The organism is Emticicia soli (assembly GCF_037860775.1).
GTDB classification, from domain to species: Bacteria; Bacteroidota; Bacteroidia; order Cytophagales; family Spirosomataceae; genus Emticicia; species Emticicia soli.
In genome coordinates this window covers 12128-28430 of record NZ_JBBEWC010000010.1, presented here as the reverse complement: position 1 = coordinate 28430, position 16303 = coordinate 12128, and the positions used below count along the sequence as shown (strand labels likewise).

Sequence of the window (16303 nt, the reverse complement as noted above, 5' to 3'; positions counted from 1 at the left end):
TATGGGTGAATTATTGATTTTGAATCTAGTTGTCGGTCCGGACCTGGCCGAAAATATTACAAGATTCATACTCAGGGTCAATCTTTATATAAACATCGGCTATTGCTTTCTTAAACCATGCTTCAATTTCTTTACTTCGCTTTTCCATTAAAGCAAACTCTTTTATTTTCTCAAAATCATCTTTCAGATTGGCAATATGCGGGGCATATTTAGCTTTGTAGTAGATAATTCTTGCACCTGTTTTACCATCTTCGCTTCTGTACGGCATTGGTACAGTAATCGTGCCAACTTTCATACTATCAATAGTGAAGTAAAGCGTAGGGTCCATTGATTGGTCAAGTGGCAATTTTGATGAACCCGTCTGTGGATCAGATAGCATTCCGCCTGCATCTTGTGTTTGTTTATCGTCTGAAAAATCTTTAGCTGCTTTTTCAAACTTGATACTATCGCGTACAATTTCTTTACGAAGACTATCCAAAAACTTAGTTGGTTCACCTAAATCTAAACGGTTATAGTCAGGACGCAGTAAAATATGGCGAGCATGGTACTCTTGGCCACGAATTTCAAGTGTCTGTATTAAGTGTAGCCCAAAGTCAGACTCTACAACGTCGGTCATTTCGTTAGGTTTCAACTTCATGGCAGCCGCTTCAAACTGAGGTACCATCTGCCCTCTTTTCGACCAACCTAAATCACCACCATACTGGCGAGAACCTGGGTCTTCTGAATATTCTTTGGCAAGGTCTTCAAATTTTTCGCCGGCCAGAATCCGGCGTTTATAATCAAGTAGCCGTTCGGATAGTTCATCTTTCTGAGCCCTTGTTACTTTAGCAAACCGCACTATATGCCCTATCTGCACTTCGGCTGGTATTTCCGGGATACTGTCTTTAGGAAACTGGTTAAAGAATTTCTTAACCTCGTTTGGCGTAACTTTTAGGTTTTTGGTAATCTCGCCCTGCATCTTCTGTGCCGTTAGCTGCTCTCTTACCTGCGTTCTTACCTCACTTTTAAGTGTTTCAAGAGATTTGCCAAACTGGTCAACAATGTTTTTTTCATTTCCATAAAGCTGAATCATCTGCTGCATACGAGCATTCAGTTGGTCGTCTACTGTTTTTTCGTCTACTGCCACAGAGTCTATTTCAGCCTTTGCTACCAATAATTTATTTACAACTAAACTCTCTAGTGCCTGGCATTTTGTAACAGGTTGTTGCTGCTGTGCCGAACGTAGATGCCATTGTTCTACTTCTGAACGAAGCACTATATAGTTATCTACTTTTGCTATAATCCTGTCAATATTAATGGGCTTATCTTGAGAAAACGCCAATATTGGTAGGCAAATGAATAAAACTAATTTCTTTAACATATAATTGGTTTGTACTTAATTCTTTGTTTTTATATTACTTAGGTCTATTGTTTTCGAACTTCTAAAGATTTGCTTATTTCCTCCTTGTTAACTATTGCAGGGTATTTCACAGCCAATTCATCATTCAATTGTTTTTCCAGTTGTTTCTGGTAGTCGGCTAATACCTGCCCACGTGCTTCACGTAAGGTTTTGAATCGTGCAGGCTCCACTTTCTCAATATTGAATTCAAAGTACTTACCTTCTTTTATTACCGACTGGCTTCCAACCTCCCATTTAAAGGCATCAACGTATTTATTATCGCCTTTTTTAAAATACCCGTCTTCAATAGATACAGTATTCTCTTCTTTACGATTAAATCGTTTCTCGACGTCTTTTTTAGAATTACTATAAAAAATGAAAGTTACTCTTTGGTTTTTAGTCCAGTCAAAGCGGTCGGCTGGTTTGGTTTTACCATAGTCGTTTTCAATAATCCGTTCTATAGGTAAACCATTTGTTACCAGAAAATTCTTTACTTTTTCAATACGCTCGGCCGAATTAGTACTATTTTCGTTCTGGTCGGCGTATCCTCCTATCTCTACCACATAGCCTTTATTGGTACCCATGATATCCAATAAACTCATCAAAGTTTTTTTATGATCGGGTGTTAGTTCACTTCCGAATTTCTCATAGTACAGCGGTGTACGCATTGTACTATTGAGCGGATACGGCGCACCTTTCTTAAATATATCTCGTACCTGTGCCAATGTTTTAGCATCTTTAGCTATTACCAGGCTACCCAATGCTCTTTCAGGCATCCGATACTTGTCTTTATTTCTTTCATAAAATGCTCTTTGCCCCAGTGTATCTGCCACAGATTTTTCAATAACCAAATCGTTCATCAACTGCACTTTCAAGAAACCTGTGGTATATTCCTGCATTAATAACCTGAATTCAGGATTAATCTCGGCTAAATGTGCTTCGGCGTACTCCTTCACATTTTTATCGACAAATTTCTTATAAAAACTACGCATCCACATTAAAGCACTATAGCCATTCGGTATACGCTCAACCAATTGTCTTTCCATCACGTATTCATAGAAAGCCTTGGTTTTAACCTCGTTTTTACCAATCGAGAATATAGTACTGTTTGTTAGCGGGCTATTGAGCACATAACCCCACTTTCTTTTTACAAGGTTTGTATCGGCCGTTTCAATAGCTCTTTTAGCTATATCAGCATTTTCAACAAACTGCATTTCTTTCTTTAAACGAGCCTGCGCATTTTCTTTAACAAGCTCACCTCTTGAATCAGTTACTACTTTTTCTTTCAATTTTGGCAATAGCTCTTCATAAGATTCAAGCGGGAGTTTCTTGGCTAGCCTGATGATATGCCACCCTGCTGAGGTACGCACAGGTTTAGAAACTTGTCCTTCTTTCAGCGCAAAGGCAGCTTGTTCAAAAGCTGTTTCCTCACGTGTACCTATACCAAATACAGGCAAATAGCCTTTGTTATTTCTGGTTTTATAATCGTCAGAATGCTTCTCACATAAAACCTCAAAAACAGCCCCTTTGGTTAAGGCTGTATATATAGAATCTATCTGTATTTTTGCTTTAGTAAATAGCGAGTCGTTTGAATTTAAAGGCACTGCCTTCAATATATGCTGTACCAATACTTTACCACTGTTTGGCCTACGCTCTAGTACCTTTACCAGATGGTAGCCTACTTTTGTTCTGACAGGCAAAGAAACCTGTCCAACAGCTACATTAAAAGCCGCTTTTTCAAGCGGATATACCAGTTGCAAAGCACTAAACCAACCTAATTCGCCACCTTTAGTGCTTGTTTTTTTATCCTGCGAAAACTGCTGCGCCAATACACCAAAATCTTCTCCTTCCTGCGCCCTTGTTCTGATATCCATCAATTTATTATAAATAGCAGCGGTATCGGCAGGATTAGCAAATTCGGGAAGTTGGTACATGATATGAGCAGCCCTCACTTCTTGCAACAGCCAGTCGTAGGTTTCTTTCAGAAGATACTTAATCGTGGTGCTATCTGTCAGATATGCCTCGGCTAAAATACTATTGTAGGTTTGCAGCTCTTCTTTGTATTCTTCTGAGTTATCATATCCTCTTCTTTTGGCCTCAGCTACTATTCTCTGGTCTTGAATCACCTGCTGAAGAGCCTCATCAGTTGAAACGGAGTCGTGTATCATCAGTTTCTCAATCTCCAGTTTCAGGTCTGATACTTTTAGTTCGTTAGACCCAATTGTCAGTCCTATCGGTTCTGTATTTACAGCATTTGTCTGGCTCGCTTTTGGCGAAGCTTGTGTATTGCTTGCCGTTTTGGGGCTTTCTTTTGTTTCTTTGGCAGTTGAAGCCGGTTTCTTTAAAACCTGACAAGCAATCTGTGAAAAGAGTAATAATATATATGGGAATACCTTGTAAAATCGCTTCATAACAATACTTCTATCAATCATCTGAATGGCAAAGCCATTTTGCTACAATAACTAAACTCTAAGCGTTTAAAAATTATTGTGATGAATATTAATTTTGTTTGGGTTAACAATATGCCGAAATCGCTATTTTTCGGCTATCAAAAAAATGAAGAACCAAAAATAGCAGATTTTTCTGCTTTTTACGAAGTTTAATTGATTATTTCTTCCACAACCGACTCCCCTGACGACAAGTCTCCGCTTGTCCATTGCCATTTTTCATGCAGGCGTATACGCCCATCAGGTAATAGTTCGGGTGTAGAGCAACACTTGCCCGTCATTATCTCTCCTGCTTTATTTATATGTTCGTATCTCATATCTAAAATACTATCTGCTAGCACTTTAGCTATCAAAAAACCTTTTACAATCATGCCTCCGGCATATTCGGCCCATACTATATCGCCATTTTGTGAATAGTGAAACAGAGTTTCCTCTCCTACTTCACCATTGGCGGTATTACTAAGCGACCTAAAGGTTTTTTTATGAAAATTTAACATTTTAAGCAATCTATATAATGGGTTCTTGTTGAGACAAACAATGGAAACTACCAAGCCCCCAGATAATTTCGGTGGCATCAATACCTACAATTTTTCTGTCGGGGAAACAACCTTGTATAATATCTAAGGCTACATCATCTTTATCACAACGATATGTTGGTACTATCACGTCTCCGTTTGTAATCAGGAAATTGGCATAAGATGCAGGCAAACGAATACCACTATCATAAACGGCCTTAGGCATCGGCAATTCTTTTATATTTAATTGCTTGCCATTCAACAAACGCATTTTTGATAAATCATCAAGATTTTGCTTCAACGGATGGTAATTATCATCGGTTTTATCATGTTCTATTACTGTTAAAACAGTATCTTCATTCACAAACCGAGTTGTGTCATCAATGTGCCCGTCGGTATCATCTCCTACAATTCCATCGGTTACCCACAGAACCTGGTCTACACCATAATAATCGTGCAGGTATTGCTCAATCTCAGATTGATTCAGGTGCGGGTTTCGGTTAGGGTTCAACAAGCAAGATTTGCTCGTAAGTACTGTACCTTTTCCGTTAAATTCTACCGAGCCTCCTTCCATAATAATACCCGGCACTACATAAGGTAAACCAAGGTAGTTGGCTATTTTTACGGGTATTTGGTCGTCGTCGTCAAATGGTGGATACTTACCACCCCAGGCATTATAGCCCCACTCCACAATCATTCGCTCTTTGGTTTCTGGGTTTATCAAGAAAGCCGGGCCGTGGTCGCGGCACCAAGAGTCGTTTGTGGCATGTATCGGAATTTCTATCTCACTTTGATCTATATCGTATTTTTCAAGAAGTTTAATAATCAAAGCTTTTTGTTGCTCGTCTGTTGCATTAATGCAAACCTTCTCACTTTCGGCAATAGCTTTGATAAATGCCATATAAGATGGGTATATCCGCTCTAATCTGTCACCATAATCCCACGAATCAGAACTCTGCGGAAAGCTTAACCATGTCGCCCGGTGTGGGTGCCATTCAGCAGGGAAGAAAAAGCCTTGTTGTTTGGGTGTGTTAGCCACTACTTATCTATTTTGGTTTTCAGTTATGAATTAGTATTAGAAAAATCTAAAGAAATGCAAAGTTACGGCTATTATTTAATAAAATAAATCCAAAACTTATGATATTCCGTAAATAGAATTAGAAGTGCAAAAACGAAGAAAACTTTGGGCTTAGTTAAAGAAAAAAAAATCATGCTAAAATGTGTAGTTTTTTTTAAGTTTTTTTGGAAAGATGTGAGATAAACAACATCTTTGAGAAAATTTACTAATTAAGCCCGAAAAAGAGAATCGTTTGGCACGTCGTATCAGCATATCAGAAGAAGAATTGGTGGCTTTGTTGAAAGACAAAGATCAGCGAGGCTTTAATATTCTGTATAATAATTATTCAAGTGCCCTATATGGAGTACTAAATAAGGTTATACAGTCGAATGACGATGCGAATGATTTACTTCAAGATACATTTCTTAAAATCTGGAAGAACATCGACAATTATGATTCATCAAAAGGAAGCATTTTTACCTGGATGATGAATATTGCCCGTAATCTGGCAATCGATAAGGTTCGTTCTGCCGATTTCAGAGATAGCAATTATAATGTATCAATAGAAGATAAAGTTTTGCATCAGATTGATGACGAATACCAGACAGCACAAGATGTTGATGGTATAGGTCTGCAAAAAATAGTAGATAAACTAAAGCCGGAATATAAGCAATTAATAGATTTAATATATTATAAAGGCTATACTCAAGCTGAAGTTTCTGAAGAATACGGTATTCCGCTGGGTACTGTTAAAACAAGAATTAAATCAGCAGTAAATACCTTAAGGGGCTTGCTGCAAGCTTTGGTACTTTTATTAATGAACTTTTTTTAAAATGCTATCAGCAATCAAATTAAAATATGCTTGATTTTTATCTTAACACATTAAAATGCAATCAAGCTAAAAATAAAAATGAATATTAATGCATACATAGCGTCAGGGATTTTAGAAAGCTACGTGCTTGGCTCAGCTACCTCAGAAGAGATAGCTGAAGTAGAGCAAATGGCGGTAAAATACCCCGAAATAAAGGAGGAGCTTCGGGCTATCGAAGACTCTCTGGAAAGCTATGCCTTTGAGAATGCATCAGAACCTCCGGTGCACTTAAAAGACCAAATCTGGAATACAATTGTTGCTGATGCTTTAAGTACTGGTACTCTAATAAAAGATACAAAAGTTATAGACTTTAATGGTTTCGAAAATGAAGAGCAGATAGCTCACATGCGTGCGAAACCAAGTGGTTTTTTCAGTAGTTATCTTCGAATTGCAGCTTCTTTAGCCCTGTTAGGCAGTGTACTGGCAAATGTTTATGTTCTGACACGCTGGAATGAGAGTAAAGAGAATTTAACACAAGCCATCAACCAGAATATACAATTACAAAAAGAGGCCAAGAGTAACGAGGGCATGATGAAGCCTAATGAAGTAAACCTTTTGATGAGTCCCGGCGTAAAAACATTTAAATTAATGGGCCAAAAGGTTTCGCCAAACTCAACGGTTATGCTTGCACTTGATATGTCAACGAACAAAGTATATCTGGTTCGTCCGAACTTACCTGCGCCTCCTGTTGGCATGCAATACCAATTATGGGCAATTGTTGATGATAAACCGCTAGATGCAGGTGTATTTGACATTATCAATAACACGCAGGAATTAAAGAAAGTACCTATGCCAAAAGCTTTTGCCGTAACGCTTGAAAAGAAAGGCGGAAGTGCAACACCCACATCAGATATTTTTGTATTAGGCATATAAAATACGATCAATAAACGACAAAAGCCAGATTTAAGTCTGGCTTTTGTCGTTTATTATCCCCCTCGAAATCAGTTAGGGCAAGGCACATATGTTTTTACAAAATCGCCCCAATCACTAATTGTAATTCTCCAACAATTACTACCTGGAGATTTCAGAATAATACCTCTGTTAAAATCTCTCACAAATATATCTCCATTATCTAACTGAACGTTACCATTGCTCAAGTGCAATTTTGATACGGGATAAGTTGTTCCGATTCCGACGTTGCCATAGGCGTCGATACGCATTCGTTCAGGAGTTATTCCATCATAACCTGCATAACCCGTTTGAAAGGTAATACCATCGTATGTACCATAGCCCGGTGTTGAACGTAAAATTAAACCAGATGAATTTCTTGAAATAATTGTACCTCTGTTAGCATATACACTATTCAGGTATCCGGTACCATATTCAGAGCTTGCAAATCCAATCTCTAACTTACCACCACTATAACCAGATATATATTCTTGTGTAGCATATCCACCTGGATTTAAGTTTTGAAAAATTGAGAAGACATTCGCATTGCCTTCTGGGTCATAGTTTCTTGTATCATCTAATACATAGATTTTCTTTGAAACACTTGAAGTTCCCAAACTAAGTTTGCCTCCTACAAAATGTGGTTTTCCCGAACTCAAAGGAGCGATTGTGTAAGACCCCTCAGAAACGCTAAAAGCTATGTTTGTAAGCTTAAGAGAGTCCTTAATAACAGGAGTTAATTCATCTTTTAAAGTCTGAGCAATTGCATTTTGTGTTAAAAGCCAAGCAGCAGTAAAAACTAATACGTAAACTTTGTTTTTCATATAGAATAAGTTGTTAAAAATTTGCAGTTCTATCTTGTGGTATCCAGAAAATAGCCATTCATTGTAGCAAAACTTACCAAAGTATATTTCTGAGTAATCAGATATTGATAAATTTCATTCTCCTCAATATTCGACAAATCAAATCCATGAATTTCAACTACTATCAACTTTGGCCTATACTTATTCAAGTCAATAGATTTTATTACATTAAAATCATTGCCTTCAACATCTACCGTTAATAAATCTATCTTTTGGTTTTCAGGTAAATATTTATCCAGAATCGAAGTCAGTGTTTGAGTGGTTAGCTTTCTTTCGCTTCTATAATTAAACTTTTGTTTCCACTCCTGTACCATCCCTTCGTCCATGGTATTTACCTCACTTTCTTTAAATTCATAAAAAGTAACCTCTTTCTCTTCATCAGAAATAGCCGCTACGAGTGGAATATCATTTTTACGTTTTCTTTTCCACTTTTCAATCAATGTTGGATTAGCATCAATAGCAATGCCATGCCATCCATTTAGATATAATTGAAAAGTATTAGAAATTTTGTATGGATGATGGCAACCAACATCTAAGTAAAACCCTTGTTTAATATCTTTTAATATCCATTGAATAACTATTTCTTCTCCTGTTTGCGAAAAGTTTATTTTACCAAATTTGAATATGTATCTTCTAACAAATATTAAAATATTTAGCCTGATAGCATCAAAGAGTGGTAATAATTTAAAGACAGTAGTGTACATATAATTTTAATTGGAAATAAATCCAAAATCTACAAATCCAGATATTGAATAATAATTATCTGTCATATTTGGAAATTTCGGAGGAGATGATGATGATGGCTGGCTTGTGTAAGCAAACCGCAACAGTTTAATGTTCCCTTTTTCAATCGGATATTCAATCGCTTTTCCTGTTTTCTGAAACGCATCATTCCAATTATTTGCTAATACAGAAATGAGGTATTCTTTATCTTTTATAATTGGTAGAAGCGAAATATTTACCCAATGTTGCTTATTAGCTTGTGTCTGATTAACTACTTTTTCTAATAATACCGTTTTTGATTTTGCATCCCAGATACTTACTCTATAGCTGCCTGCATTAGGTAATTTTGTACCAAGCTTGGCAATTTTACCATCTTTCAATACCTGAAATTTGAATCCAAACTCATAGTATGTTTGGTTATTAGTAGCTGTTACTTGTATGTTCATAGTACTATCCGCTAAAATACTTGTAAATCCCTCTTCTATAGGTACTGGAGTATTTTTGCAACTCAATAAAAAACTTGAATAGGCAATTAAAGTCACGGCAATTATTCTTTTCATTTCAATTTAAGAGAGGTTATTATTTTATAATATATTGCATCATCAAAAACAAATTCCTCAAACTCACTTCTACGAGTTTACTTTTAAAATATATTTTCAGCGCGCCTAACCCTAGCGATTTATTGCTTGTGCATACTTTTATCCAACGATGCATAAGAATATAGCGCAGTGCTTTGGTATCAAATCTTTTATTGATTTTGTTTTGGGTTTCAATGCGCTGTAACCAATCAGCAGCTTTTTCCAGAAATGCTAAATTCTCTGGTTTTCTGAATGCAATTGTATAGTGTAGGTTTACTTCTTCGTCACTTGGCAATATACCTAAACTCTCTAATTGTATCTTATGATTGAGTTTTACTGCAATCTCTGAGCGTTGCTGTTGCACTGAGCTTATATTACTTGTATGAATCCGGTAATCTACCAATGTTTTAGGTAGAATAGACACCGGATATTTGGCGGCAATACGCACCCAAAGTTCGTAATCTTCGGTTGGTGGAAACTCCGGCCGATAGTGCACATCAGGTAAAAAACTTCTCCGTAACATCACGCTCGACTGCACAAAATAGTTCACAAACAATAGCAGAGCCGACAGATATTCGTTTGGTATATACGATTTAATAAAATCACCTGTTGGTTTATCTTCTGCATCTATCAATCTAGCCCAACTGGCTACCATTGCGTGTTCTGTATGTTCTTCCAGAAACTGATATTCTTCTTCCAGCCTTGTAGGGTACGCAATATCATCGGCATCGAGCCATGCTATGTACACGCCTTTTGCTTCACTCAACAAACGATTTCTCGAAAAAGACAAACCCTTGTTCTGTTCGTTTTCTATATATCGGATGCGTGAATCCTGCACAGACAAGACGACCTCCTTACTTGAGTCAGTTGATGCATCGTTCAGAACAATTAACTCAAAATCTTTAAATGTCTGATTCAGAATGCTATCAATCGCCTCTTTAACATACCTTTCTGCATTAAATACAGGCATCAAAACTGAAACAGCAGGCATATAAATTCTATTAAATCAAACTTTCTTTTTATACTCTATCAGCACCAATCAGGCTTTTTTTGTTGTATCGGTTTCTTTTTTTCTATACTCCATCACTAAGCCTCCGACAATCAACAAAACAAATAAGATTGATGAAACAAGGTCAATTTTGGTACCCACTACTACCGATTTCGGTTGGAATTTGAACTCTATCTTATGTTTACCTGCCGGAATTACCATAGCACGCAATACATAGTCTGCTCTGAAATGAGGGGTTTCTTGGCCGTCTACATAAGACTTCCAGTCTTCGTTGCCTCTGTAATATACTTCCGAAAATACCGCTACCTGATTCGATGCCGAGTTTGACTCATACGTTAAGGCATTAGGTTTATATTCGGTCAGTTTAATACTAGCAGTAGTATCTTGTTTCAATGATTTTCCGTTCAGATAATTGTTATATCTCTGGTCTACAAATGCTACTGTGTGAGGGTTAAAATTATTAACCGATTTCAATTCTTCGTCTGCATTTTTCACCACTTTTATTTCGTTTACAAACCATGCATTTCCTAAAGCCTCAGGGTTGCGTTGTGCCATTGGCTGGCCATCTTGCCCCGGTGTAATAAAATACTTGGTGTTAAGCATATTCAGAATCGGCATGTTCAGTCTACCATCTTTTATCATGGCATTTTCGTACAACTCCTGCATACGTTTTAATTTAGCCCCATGATACCCCCCTATTGATTTATGGAAATAAGAGATACGAGCATCAGACCAGAAACTCTGGTTTGTGGCCAAATCAATTACTCTGAAATTCGGGTCTTTGTCTAACAAAATCTGTTCGTCAGCAGGTGAAGGCGTATATGATTGGCTGATAATAGACGATTTTGGCTGAAAATCAGCATTGTTCACATAACGTTTATCAACAAGAATCAAATCTAAAACCGTAAGTGTACCTATTATAATTACAAATACATTGGCTTTTAGCTTCTGAGTTGAGTAAGCCCATATTAATCCGGCTGCTGCTGCCAATAAGAAGAGCGAACGAAGAATATCGCCCATTACTGCCGATTGTCTGTCAGCTATAATAGAAGCCAACAACGAGTTGGCAAACTCTTGACCGTTTGCATCTGCTATACTCTTTACGAAACCCTCATCGTTTGGCGAGCGGAAGTCAAGCATAAAATAGCCTATGATTATGATGCCTAACAAACCACCCAAAGTATATATTAAAGGTTTCTTTAAATCTTTAAAAGTAAGATTATTATCTACAATTTGTTTGATACCAAGCATTGCACCTATTACCAGACACAAGTGCAGAAGTGTAAGAATCATCTTACTATCTCTGAACTTATTGAAATACGGGAAGTAGTCGAACATAAAGTAGTTAAACCCACTAAAATAACTACCCCAGGCTATAAACAGATAAATAACCGATGTAGCCAGTAACACATATTTGAAGCCATCTTTGACAATAAACAAAGATAACAGGAAGAAAAACAAGACCAGAATACCTGAGTAAAATGCCCCTGAGGTATAACCCTGCGGACCAAAATACAATGGTAGGTTAGAACTAAAATTAAGGGCAGTACTTTCGTCTATGCCCTTGCCTACCATCATTTTGTAGGTTTCTGAGCTAGCCCCCAAATTACCATTTGAAGACCCACCCACAAAGTTAGGTGCCAGAAAAGTAAGTGTTTCCAGTTGACTGAATGCATAGTTTTTCCCGAATGCATAGTCTTTATCTAAGCCGTCTGATGAGCGGTTAATGTTTCCTAAAGTCAATTCAGATTTGCCACGGGTGGTTTCTTTGGTATAAACCAGGGTGTTCCACAAATACATACCACGAGTACCAACACCAATAAGCGTACAAACCAGAATAATACCAAAAGCCTTTAGCAAGCCCGAAAAATTACCTTTCTTAACATGCAAATAGCTTTCAAAAACAACGTAAAACCCTAAAAGAAAGAATAGATAATAGGTTATCTGAGGGTGATTGGCGTAAATTTCAAACCCCATAAACAAGGTTGTGATGGCAGCCCCAAGCCAATACCTACCTCTGAAAACAGCTATAAACCCAGCTAATACACCCGGGGCAAACGCCAAAGCGATAATTTTTGAGATATGCCCTGCTTCCAGAAACAGAAAGGCACTTGTGCCAAAAGCATACGCAACCGAGCCAAAAAAGCTAAGCCATCTGTTTACGTTCAAAACCCTCATTAAAACATAGAAGCCTAACATCAAGGCTACCAGAACGTTGGCCGGAACAGGAAAGATATTCATAAAAGTAGCAGCTAACCAGCTCGACCAGCTATTAGGATAACCGCCAACAATCATATAACTGGGCATACCGCCAAACATAGAGTTTGTCCACCAGCCCCAATCACCTGTTTGTTTATGAAAATCGTTTAATTCTTTTGCAGCAGCCGATGCCATCTGAATATCGTGCAATCCGAGTCGTTTTCCTTGTAAAAGTGGAGAAGCATATAAGAAACTAATCACAACAAAGCCAACAATTGCAAGAATGGTAGGGATGAACTTTTTAAACATTTTTTAAAAGAATATGATGGAAATAAAATCTGTCAATGGTAGTTTTAACTACAAAGAACGCAAAGAAAAATTAAACTCGGTAAGAATAAGACCAAATTTCTTTCCGAAATTTGCAAATCTTTTATCTTAAATTCATAAGCAATGCTTCTTTTTAATATCACTTTCAATATCGAAACCCATATTCAGCAACAATGGCTAAAATGGATGAAAGCCAATTTTGTACCTGCCGTAATGCAAACCAAATTGCCTTATAAATCTACCATTTTAAAACTACTTACCGAGATTGAAAATGCAGGAAGCACCTACTCTTTCCAGTTTCATTTCAAAAAAATGGAAGATTTTCTGAGTTTTGAACTTAACCATAAAGAACAAATCCTTGATAGACACAATATGCTCTTCAGAGGTAAATTCGTTCAGTTTAGTACACTTTTAGAGGAGATTGAATAAGTAATCAGTCAAATAATCTCATAAACTTAGCCGGTACTTCTGTTTCAAAACGTAGGTTTTCGCCTGTAATTGGGTGCTTAAACGAAAGTACCCAAGCATGCAAACCCAAACGATTAATGGGGTTACTTGTAGCGCCATACTTTGCATCGCCTACAATGGGGTGTTTTATGTCTTTGGCATGCACCCGAATCTGATTTTTTCGGCCAGTTTCCAGATTAAACTTTACCAACGAATACTTGCTGCTTCTTCTGAGAACCTCATAATGAGTAACAGCCTTTTGCCCAGAATCAGGGTTTTGTGTTGAGTAAACAATCAGAGCTTTGCTTTCGACCAAGTATGAAACAATCGTACCTTCTTCTTTTTCAACAGCGCCTTCGGTTACGGCCAGGTAGGTACGTTCTTCAATCGTATCATTCCATGATTCCTGCAAAAGCTTCTGAATTCTTTCACTTTTGGCAAATATCATCAGGCCGGAGGTCTCACGGTCAAGTCTGTGTACTATAAAAATCCGGTTGCCGAGGCTCTGCTTTTTTACATAATTACTTAAAGTACTGTAAGCGTTATTATCTTTCTGCTTTTCGGTAGCAATTGATAAAACTCCCTCTTGTTTTTCAATAACAATCAAATATTGGTCTTCAAAAACAATCGATAATCCTCTTTGCTTTTGTTCCTCAGGGCCTTTTTTCCATTTTACCTCTACTACTTGGCCGGGTTTGAGTATATGATTAAACTGTGTAACAGCACGCCCTTCTACAAAAATGTGTTTATCTCGTAATAAAACCTTTACATCGTTACGGCTTTTATTGATTTTTTTAAGTAAAAACACCAGTAGTTCAGTCTCTTCTGTTACATTGAATTTTGTATCTGCCGGTTTATTGCTGCTCTTTTGTGCAAGACTTTCTCTATTGAAATTCCTCATATCTAAATATTATCCTAAATGCCTTATTCTTTATAGAACAGCACAAAGGTAACGACATTAGACCGTTATATGCACTTATCTATGATTTTTCCCTGCTATTATCTTATTTACGCTCAATCGAAAGAATCTTAAATTCGGTACGGCGGTTTCTCTGATGTTCGGCTTCGGTACATTGCACACCATCGCCACAGCCATTTACAGGTTCTTTCTCACCCATGCCTACCCCTTTCATACGAGCCTTGGCAACGCCATTTCTTGCCAGAAAGCTTACTACCTCATTAGCTCTTAATTGAGAAAGTGTCAGATTATCCTGTGCATTACCTCTGGTATCGGTATGCGAGCGTATTTCAATAATCATATTAGGGTTTTTCTGCATTGTTTGTACCAGTTTCTCTAGTTCTCTTGCAGCTTCACCCCTTATTTTATAACTATCCGAATCGTAATAGATATTATCTAATTGTACAACATCGCCAACTTTGTAAAGTTTTGTATCGAACAATGAGCCTACGTTGGCTTTGGTGGTTTTCTTCTTGAATATGTTTCCGATGCTTCTTTTCTCGGCTATTCTCTCCACTAGTTCAGAAGTACTGCCAAAGTTATCTTTGATGGCTTCGAGTATATAATCACAATTCAAATCACGCTTAAACTCATACGAGCCGTCGGCTCCGGTTAGCATCTCTTGTACCTGGTCTGTACATTTATTAATAAACCTGATTAATACACCTGCAATTGGCGTACTATCTCGCCCGGCAGTTACAACCCCTCTGAAAATAGTAGACACATTATTCTTGCCTCCCTTTGAAAGTACAATTTCGTTTGATGCATTAAGCGAATTATTTTCTTTAGGTTTATTCTTGCTATTATCAACAAGTACAACCTCACGTTTCAGATAAATATCAAATTTAGCTGCTTCATAATCAGAGGCATCTTTGTTTGAATAATTTACTGTTAATGGCTGATAACCATTTTGTTTGACAATAAAACTAAAGTCATTATCGGCCTCCAGACATAACTTAATAGTGCCCAGATTGTTAGTAATGGCACTTTCTTTAGAGTTAGCATCGCCTTTGGTTTGGTATTCAAACCTTATGCGGTCAAAAGGTTTCTTGCTTTCTTCATCAAAAATATTCACCACTACTTCTCTGCAACCATAAACAGTACCTAAACGTGTAAACTTATAAATATCATCGTCGTTGCCACCTCTTTTACGGTTACTGCTTAAAAAACCTGCTCTGCGTTCGCTATCTGTAATAATCCCGAAATCATCTTTGTTGGAATTAAGCGGAGCACCCAGATTCCGTGCTTTTGCCGATGGCATACCCGTAGCGGTATTCATGGGCATAAAGAAAATATCTAAATCACCTAAACCAGGGTGACCGTCGGACGAAAAATAGAGATTGCCACGCTCATCAACAAACGGGAACATTTCGTTTCCACGGGTATTTACACTTGCCCCAAGGTTCTCTGGTTTCGACCACTCGCCATTGTTATACCTCGTCATCCAGATGTCAGTACCACCATAACCACCGGGCATATCAGAAACAAAGTACAGAATCTTATCGTCGATAGTGATAGTCGGATGCCCACACGAATAATCATTGCTGTTAAATGGCAGTTCTTTAACTTTTCTCCATTCGTTTTCTTCATAATACGCCATGTAGAGTTTCAGTCGGGTAATGCCTGCATTCTTTTTCTGTCCGAAAATTCCGCCGCCTGTATTCTGGCTATTTCGGGTAAAAACAATCTTTGAACCATCATGAAAAAACGTACATGGCCCTTCGTGGTACTTAGAATTGAGTGTTTTGCTGAATTTTTGAGTAGGAATACTGGGTTCTTCTTCGTAATCTGAACCTTTGCTACCTGCTATATAATCACTACCTTTTCGGCCTACGGTCTTGCTGTCGTTCGAAGTAGGAGGTGTGTAATAATCATTCCCCAGTTTGCTTGAGGCAGGTGAAGGTTTACTTGTTGAGGAGTTACTTGTACCAATAGCAGAAGCGTTTGATTCTGTGTTAAGAACTTTCAGGTCTTCCAGATAAAACAAATCAAGAAAAGATGAGGCGTCCCAATTAAAGACCCTTTTGATATTGGCATTTCCGG

The 16303-nt window shown here is 37.6% G+C and carries 14 protein-coding genes; 3 read left to right on the top strand and 11 right to left on the bottom strand.

Annotated elements, in window-relative coordinates; translation table 11 throughout:
* Positions 1-25: 25 nt before the first annotated feature.
* The 4 genes from WAE64_RS16750 to WAE64_RS16735 all read right to left on the bottom strand — a co-directional run bounded on the left by WAE64_RS16750 (position 26) and on the right by WAE64_RS16735 (position 5379).
* Positions 26-1360 (bottom strand): peptidylprolyl isomerase, encoded by a 1335-nt coding sequence (locus tag WAE64_RS16750; RefSeq protein WP_340238542.1) that lies wholly within the window; start codon positions 1358-1360, stop codon positions 26-28.
* Between the two features lie 44 nt (positions 1361-1404).
* Complete coding sequence (locus WAE64_RS16745; RefSeq protein ID WP_340238541.1) at positions 1405-3789, bottom strand: peptidylprolyl isomerase; 2385 nt, start codon at positions 3787-3789, stop codon at positions 1405-1407.
* A gap of 188 nt (positions 3790-3977) precedes the next feature.
* A complete protein-coding gene (locus tag WAE64_RS16740) occupies positions 3978-4322 on the bottom strand; it encodes an avidin-fold protein (RefSeq protein WP_340238540.1) in 345 nt (114 codons plus the stop codon).
* A 10-nt stretch (positions 4323-4332) separates the two neighbouring features.
* Complete coding sequence (locus WAE64_RS16735; RefSeq protein ID WP_340238538.1) at positions 4333-5379, bottom strand: agmatine deiminase family protein; 1047 nt, start codon at positions 5377-5379, stop codon at positions 4333-4335.
* A gap of 271 nt (positions 5380-5650) precedes the next feature.
* Between WAE64_RS16735 and WAE64_RS16730 the strand changes: the two genes are divergently transcribed.
* Positions 5651-6229: an RNA polymerase sigma factor gene (locus WAE64_RS16730; protein ID WP_340238536.1), complete on the top strand. Its 579-nt coding sequence runs from the start codon at positions 5651-5653 to the stop codon at positions 6227-6229.
* 78 nt (positions 6230-6307) lie between these two features.
* A complete protein-coding gene (locus WAE64_RS16725) occupies positions 6308-7141 on the top strand; it encodes an anti-sigma factor (RefSeq protein ID WP_340238534.1) in 834 nt (277 codons plus the stop codon).
* Positions 7142-7209: 68 nt separating this feature from the next.
* Here the strand turns inward: WAE64_RS16725 and WAE64_RS16720 are convergent, their stop codons facing one another.
* Genes WAE64_RS16720 through WAE64_RS16700 form a run of 5 tightly spaced genes read right to left on the bottom strand, consistent with a single transcriptional unit; the run spans position 7210 to position 12837 of the window.
* Positions 7210-7980: a hypothetical protein gene (locus tag WAE64_RS16720; RefSeq protein WP_340238532.1), complete on the bottom strand. Its 771-nt coding sequence runs from the start codon at positions 7978-7980 to the stop codon at positions 7210-7212.
* Between the two features lie 29 nt (positions 7981-8009).
* On the bottom strand, positions 8010-8723 hold the full coding sequence (locus tag WAE64_RS16715) for an FkbM family methyltransferase (protein WP_340238530.1): 714 nt from the start codon (positions 8721-8723) through the stop codon (positions 8010-8012).
* Positions 8724-8729: 6 nt separating this feature from the next.
* Complete coding sequence (locus WAE64_RS16710) at positions 8730-9302, bottom strand: DUF4082 domain-containing protein (protein ID WP_340238528.1); 573 nt, start codon at positions 9300-9302, stop codon at positions 8730-8732.
* Positions 9303-9321: 19 nt separating this feature from the next.
* A complete protein-coding gene (locus WAE64_RS16705; RefSeq protein ID WP_340238527.1) occupies positions 9322-10311 on the bottom strand; it encodes a glycosyltransferase family 2 protein in 990 nt (329 codons plus the stop codon).
* Positions 10312-10359: 48 nt separating this feature from the next.
* Positions 10360-12837: a YfhO family protein gene (locus WAE64_RS16700; RefSeq protein ID WP_340238526.1), complete on the bottom strand. Its 2478-nt coding sequence runs from the start codon at positions 12835-12837 to the stop codon at positions 10360-10362.
* A gap of 141 nt (positions 12838-12978) precedes the next feature.
* Between WAE64_RS16700 and WAE64_RS16695 the strand changes: the two genes are divergently transcribed.
* Positions 12979-13284 (top strand): DUF4286 family protein, encoded by a 306-nt coding sequence (locus tag WAE64_RS16695; protein ID WP_340238525.1) that lies wholly within the window; start codon positions 12979-12981, stop codon positions 13282-13284.
* A gap of 4 nt (positions 13285-13288) precedes the next feature.
* On the opposite strand, the gene WAE64_RS16690 is transcribed toward WAE64_RS16695, so the two are convergent.
* Together WAE64_RS16690 and WAE64_RS24790 are read right to left on the bottom strand one after the other, a co-directional pair.
* Positions 13289-14203: an RluA family pseudouridine synthase gene (locus WAE64_RS16690; protein ID WP_340238523.1), complete on the bottom strand. Its 915-nt coding sequence runs from the start codon at positions 14201-14203 to the stop codon at positions 13289-13291.
* A gap of 103 nt (positions 14204-14306) precedes the next feature.
* Positions 14307-14879, bottom strand: coding sequence for an OmpA family protein (locus WAE64_RS24790; RefSeq protein ID WP_422706512.1), 573 nt, complete (start codon positions 14877-14879; stop codon positions 14307-14309).
* Positions 14880-16303 lie beyond the last annotated feature (1424 nt).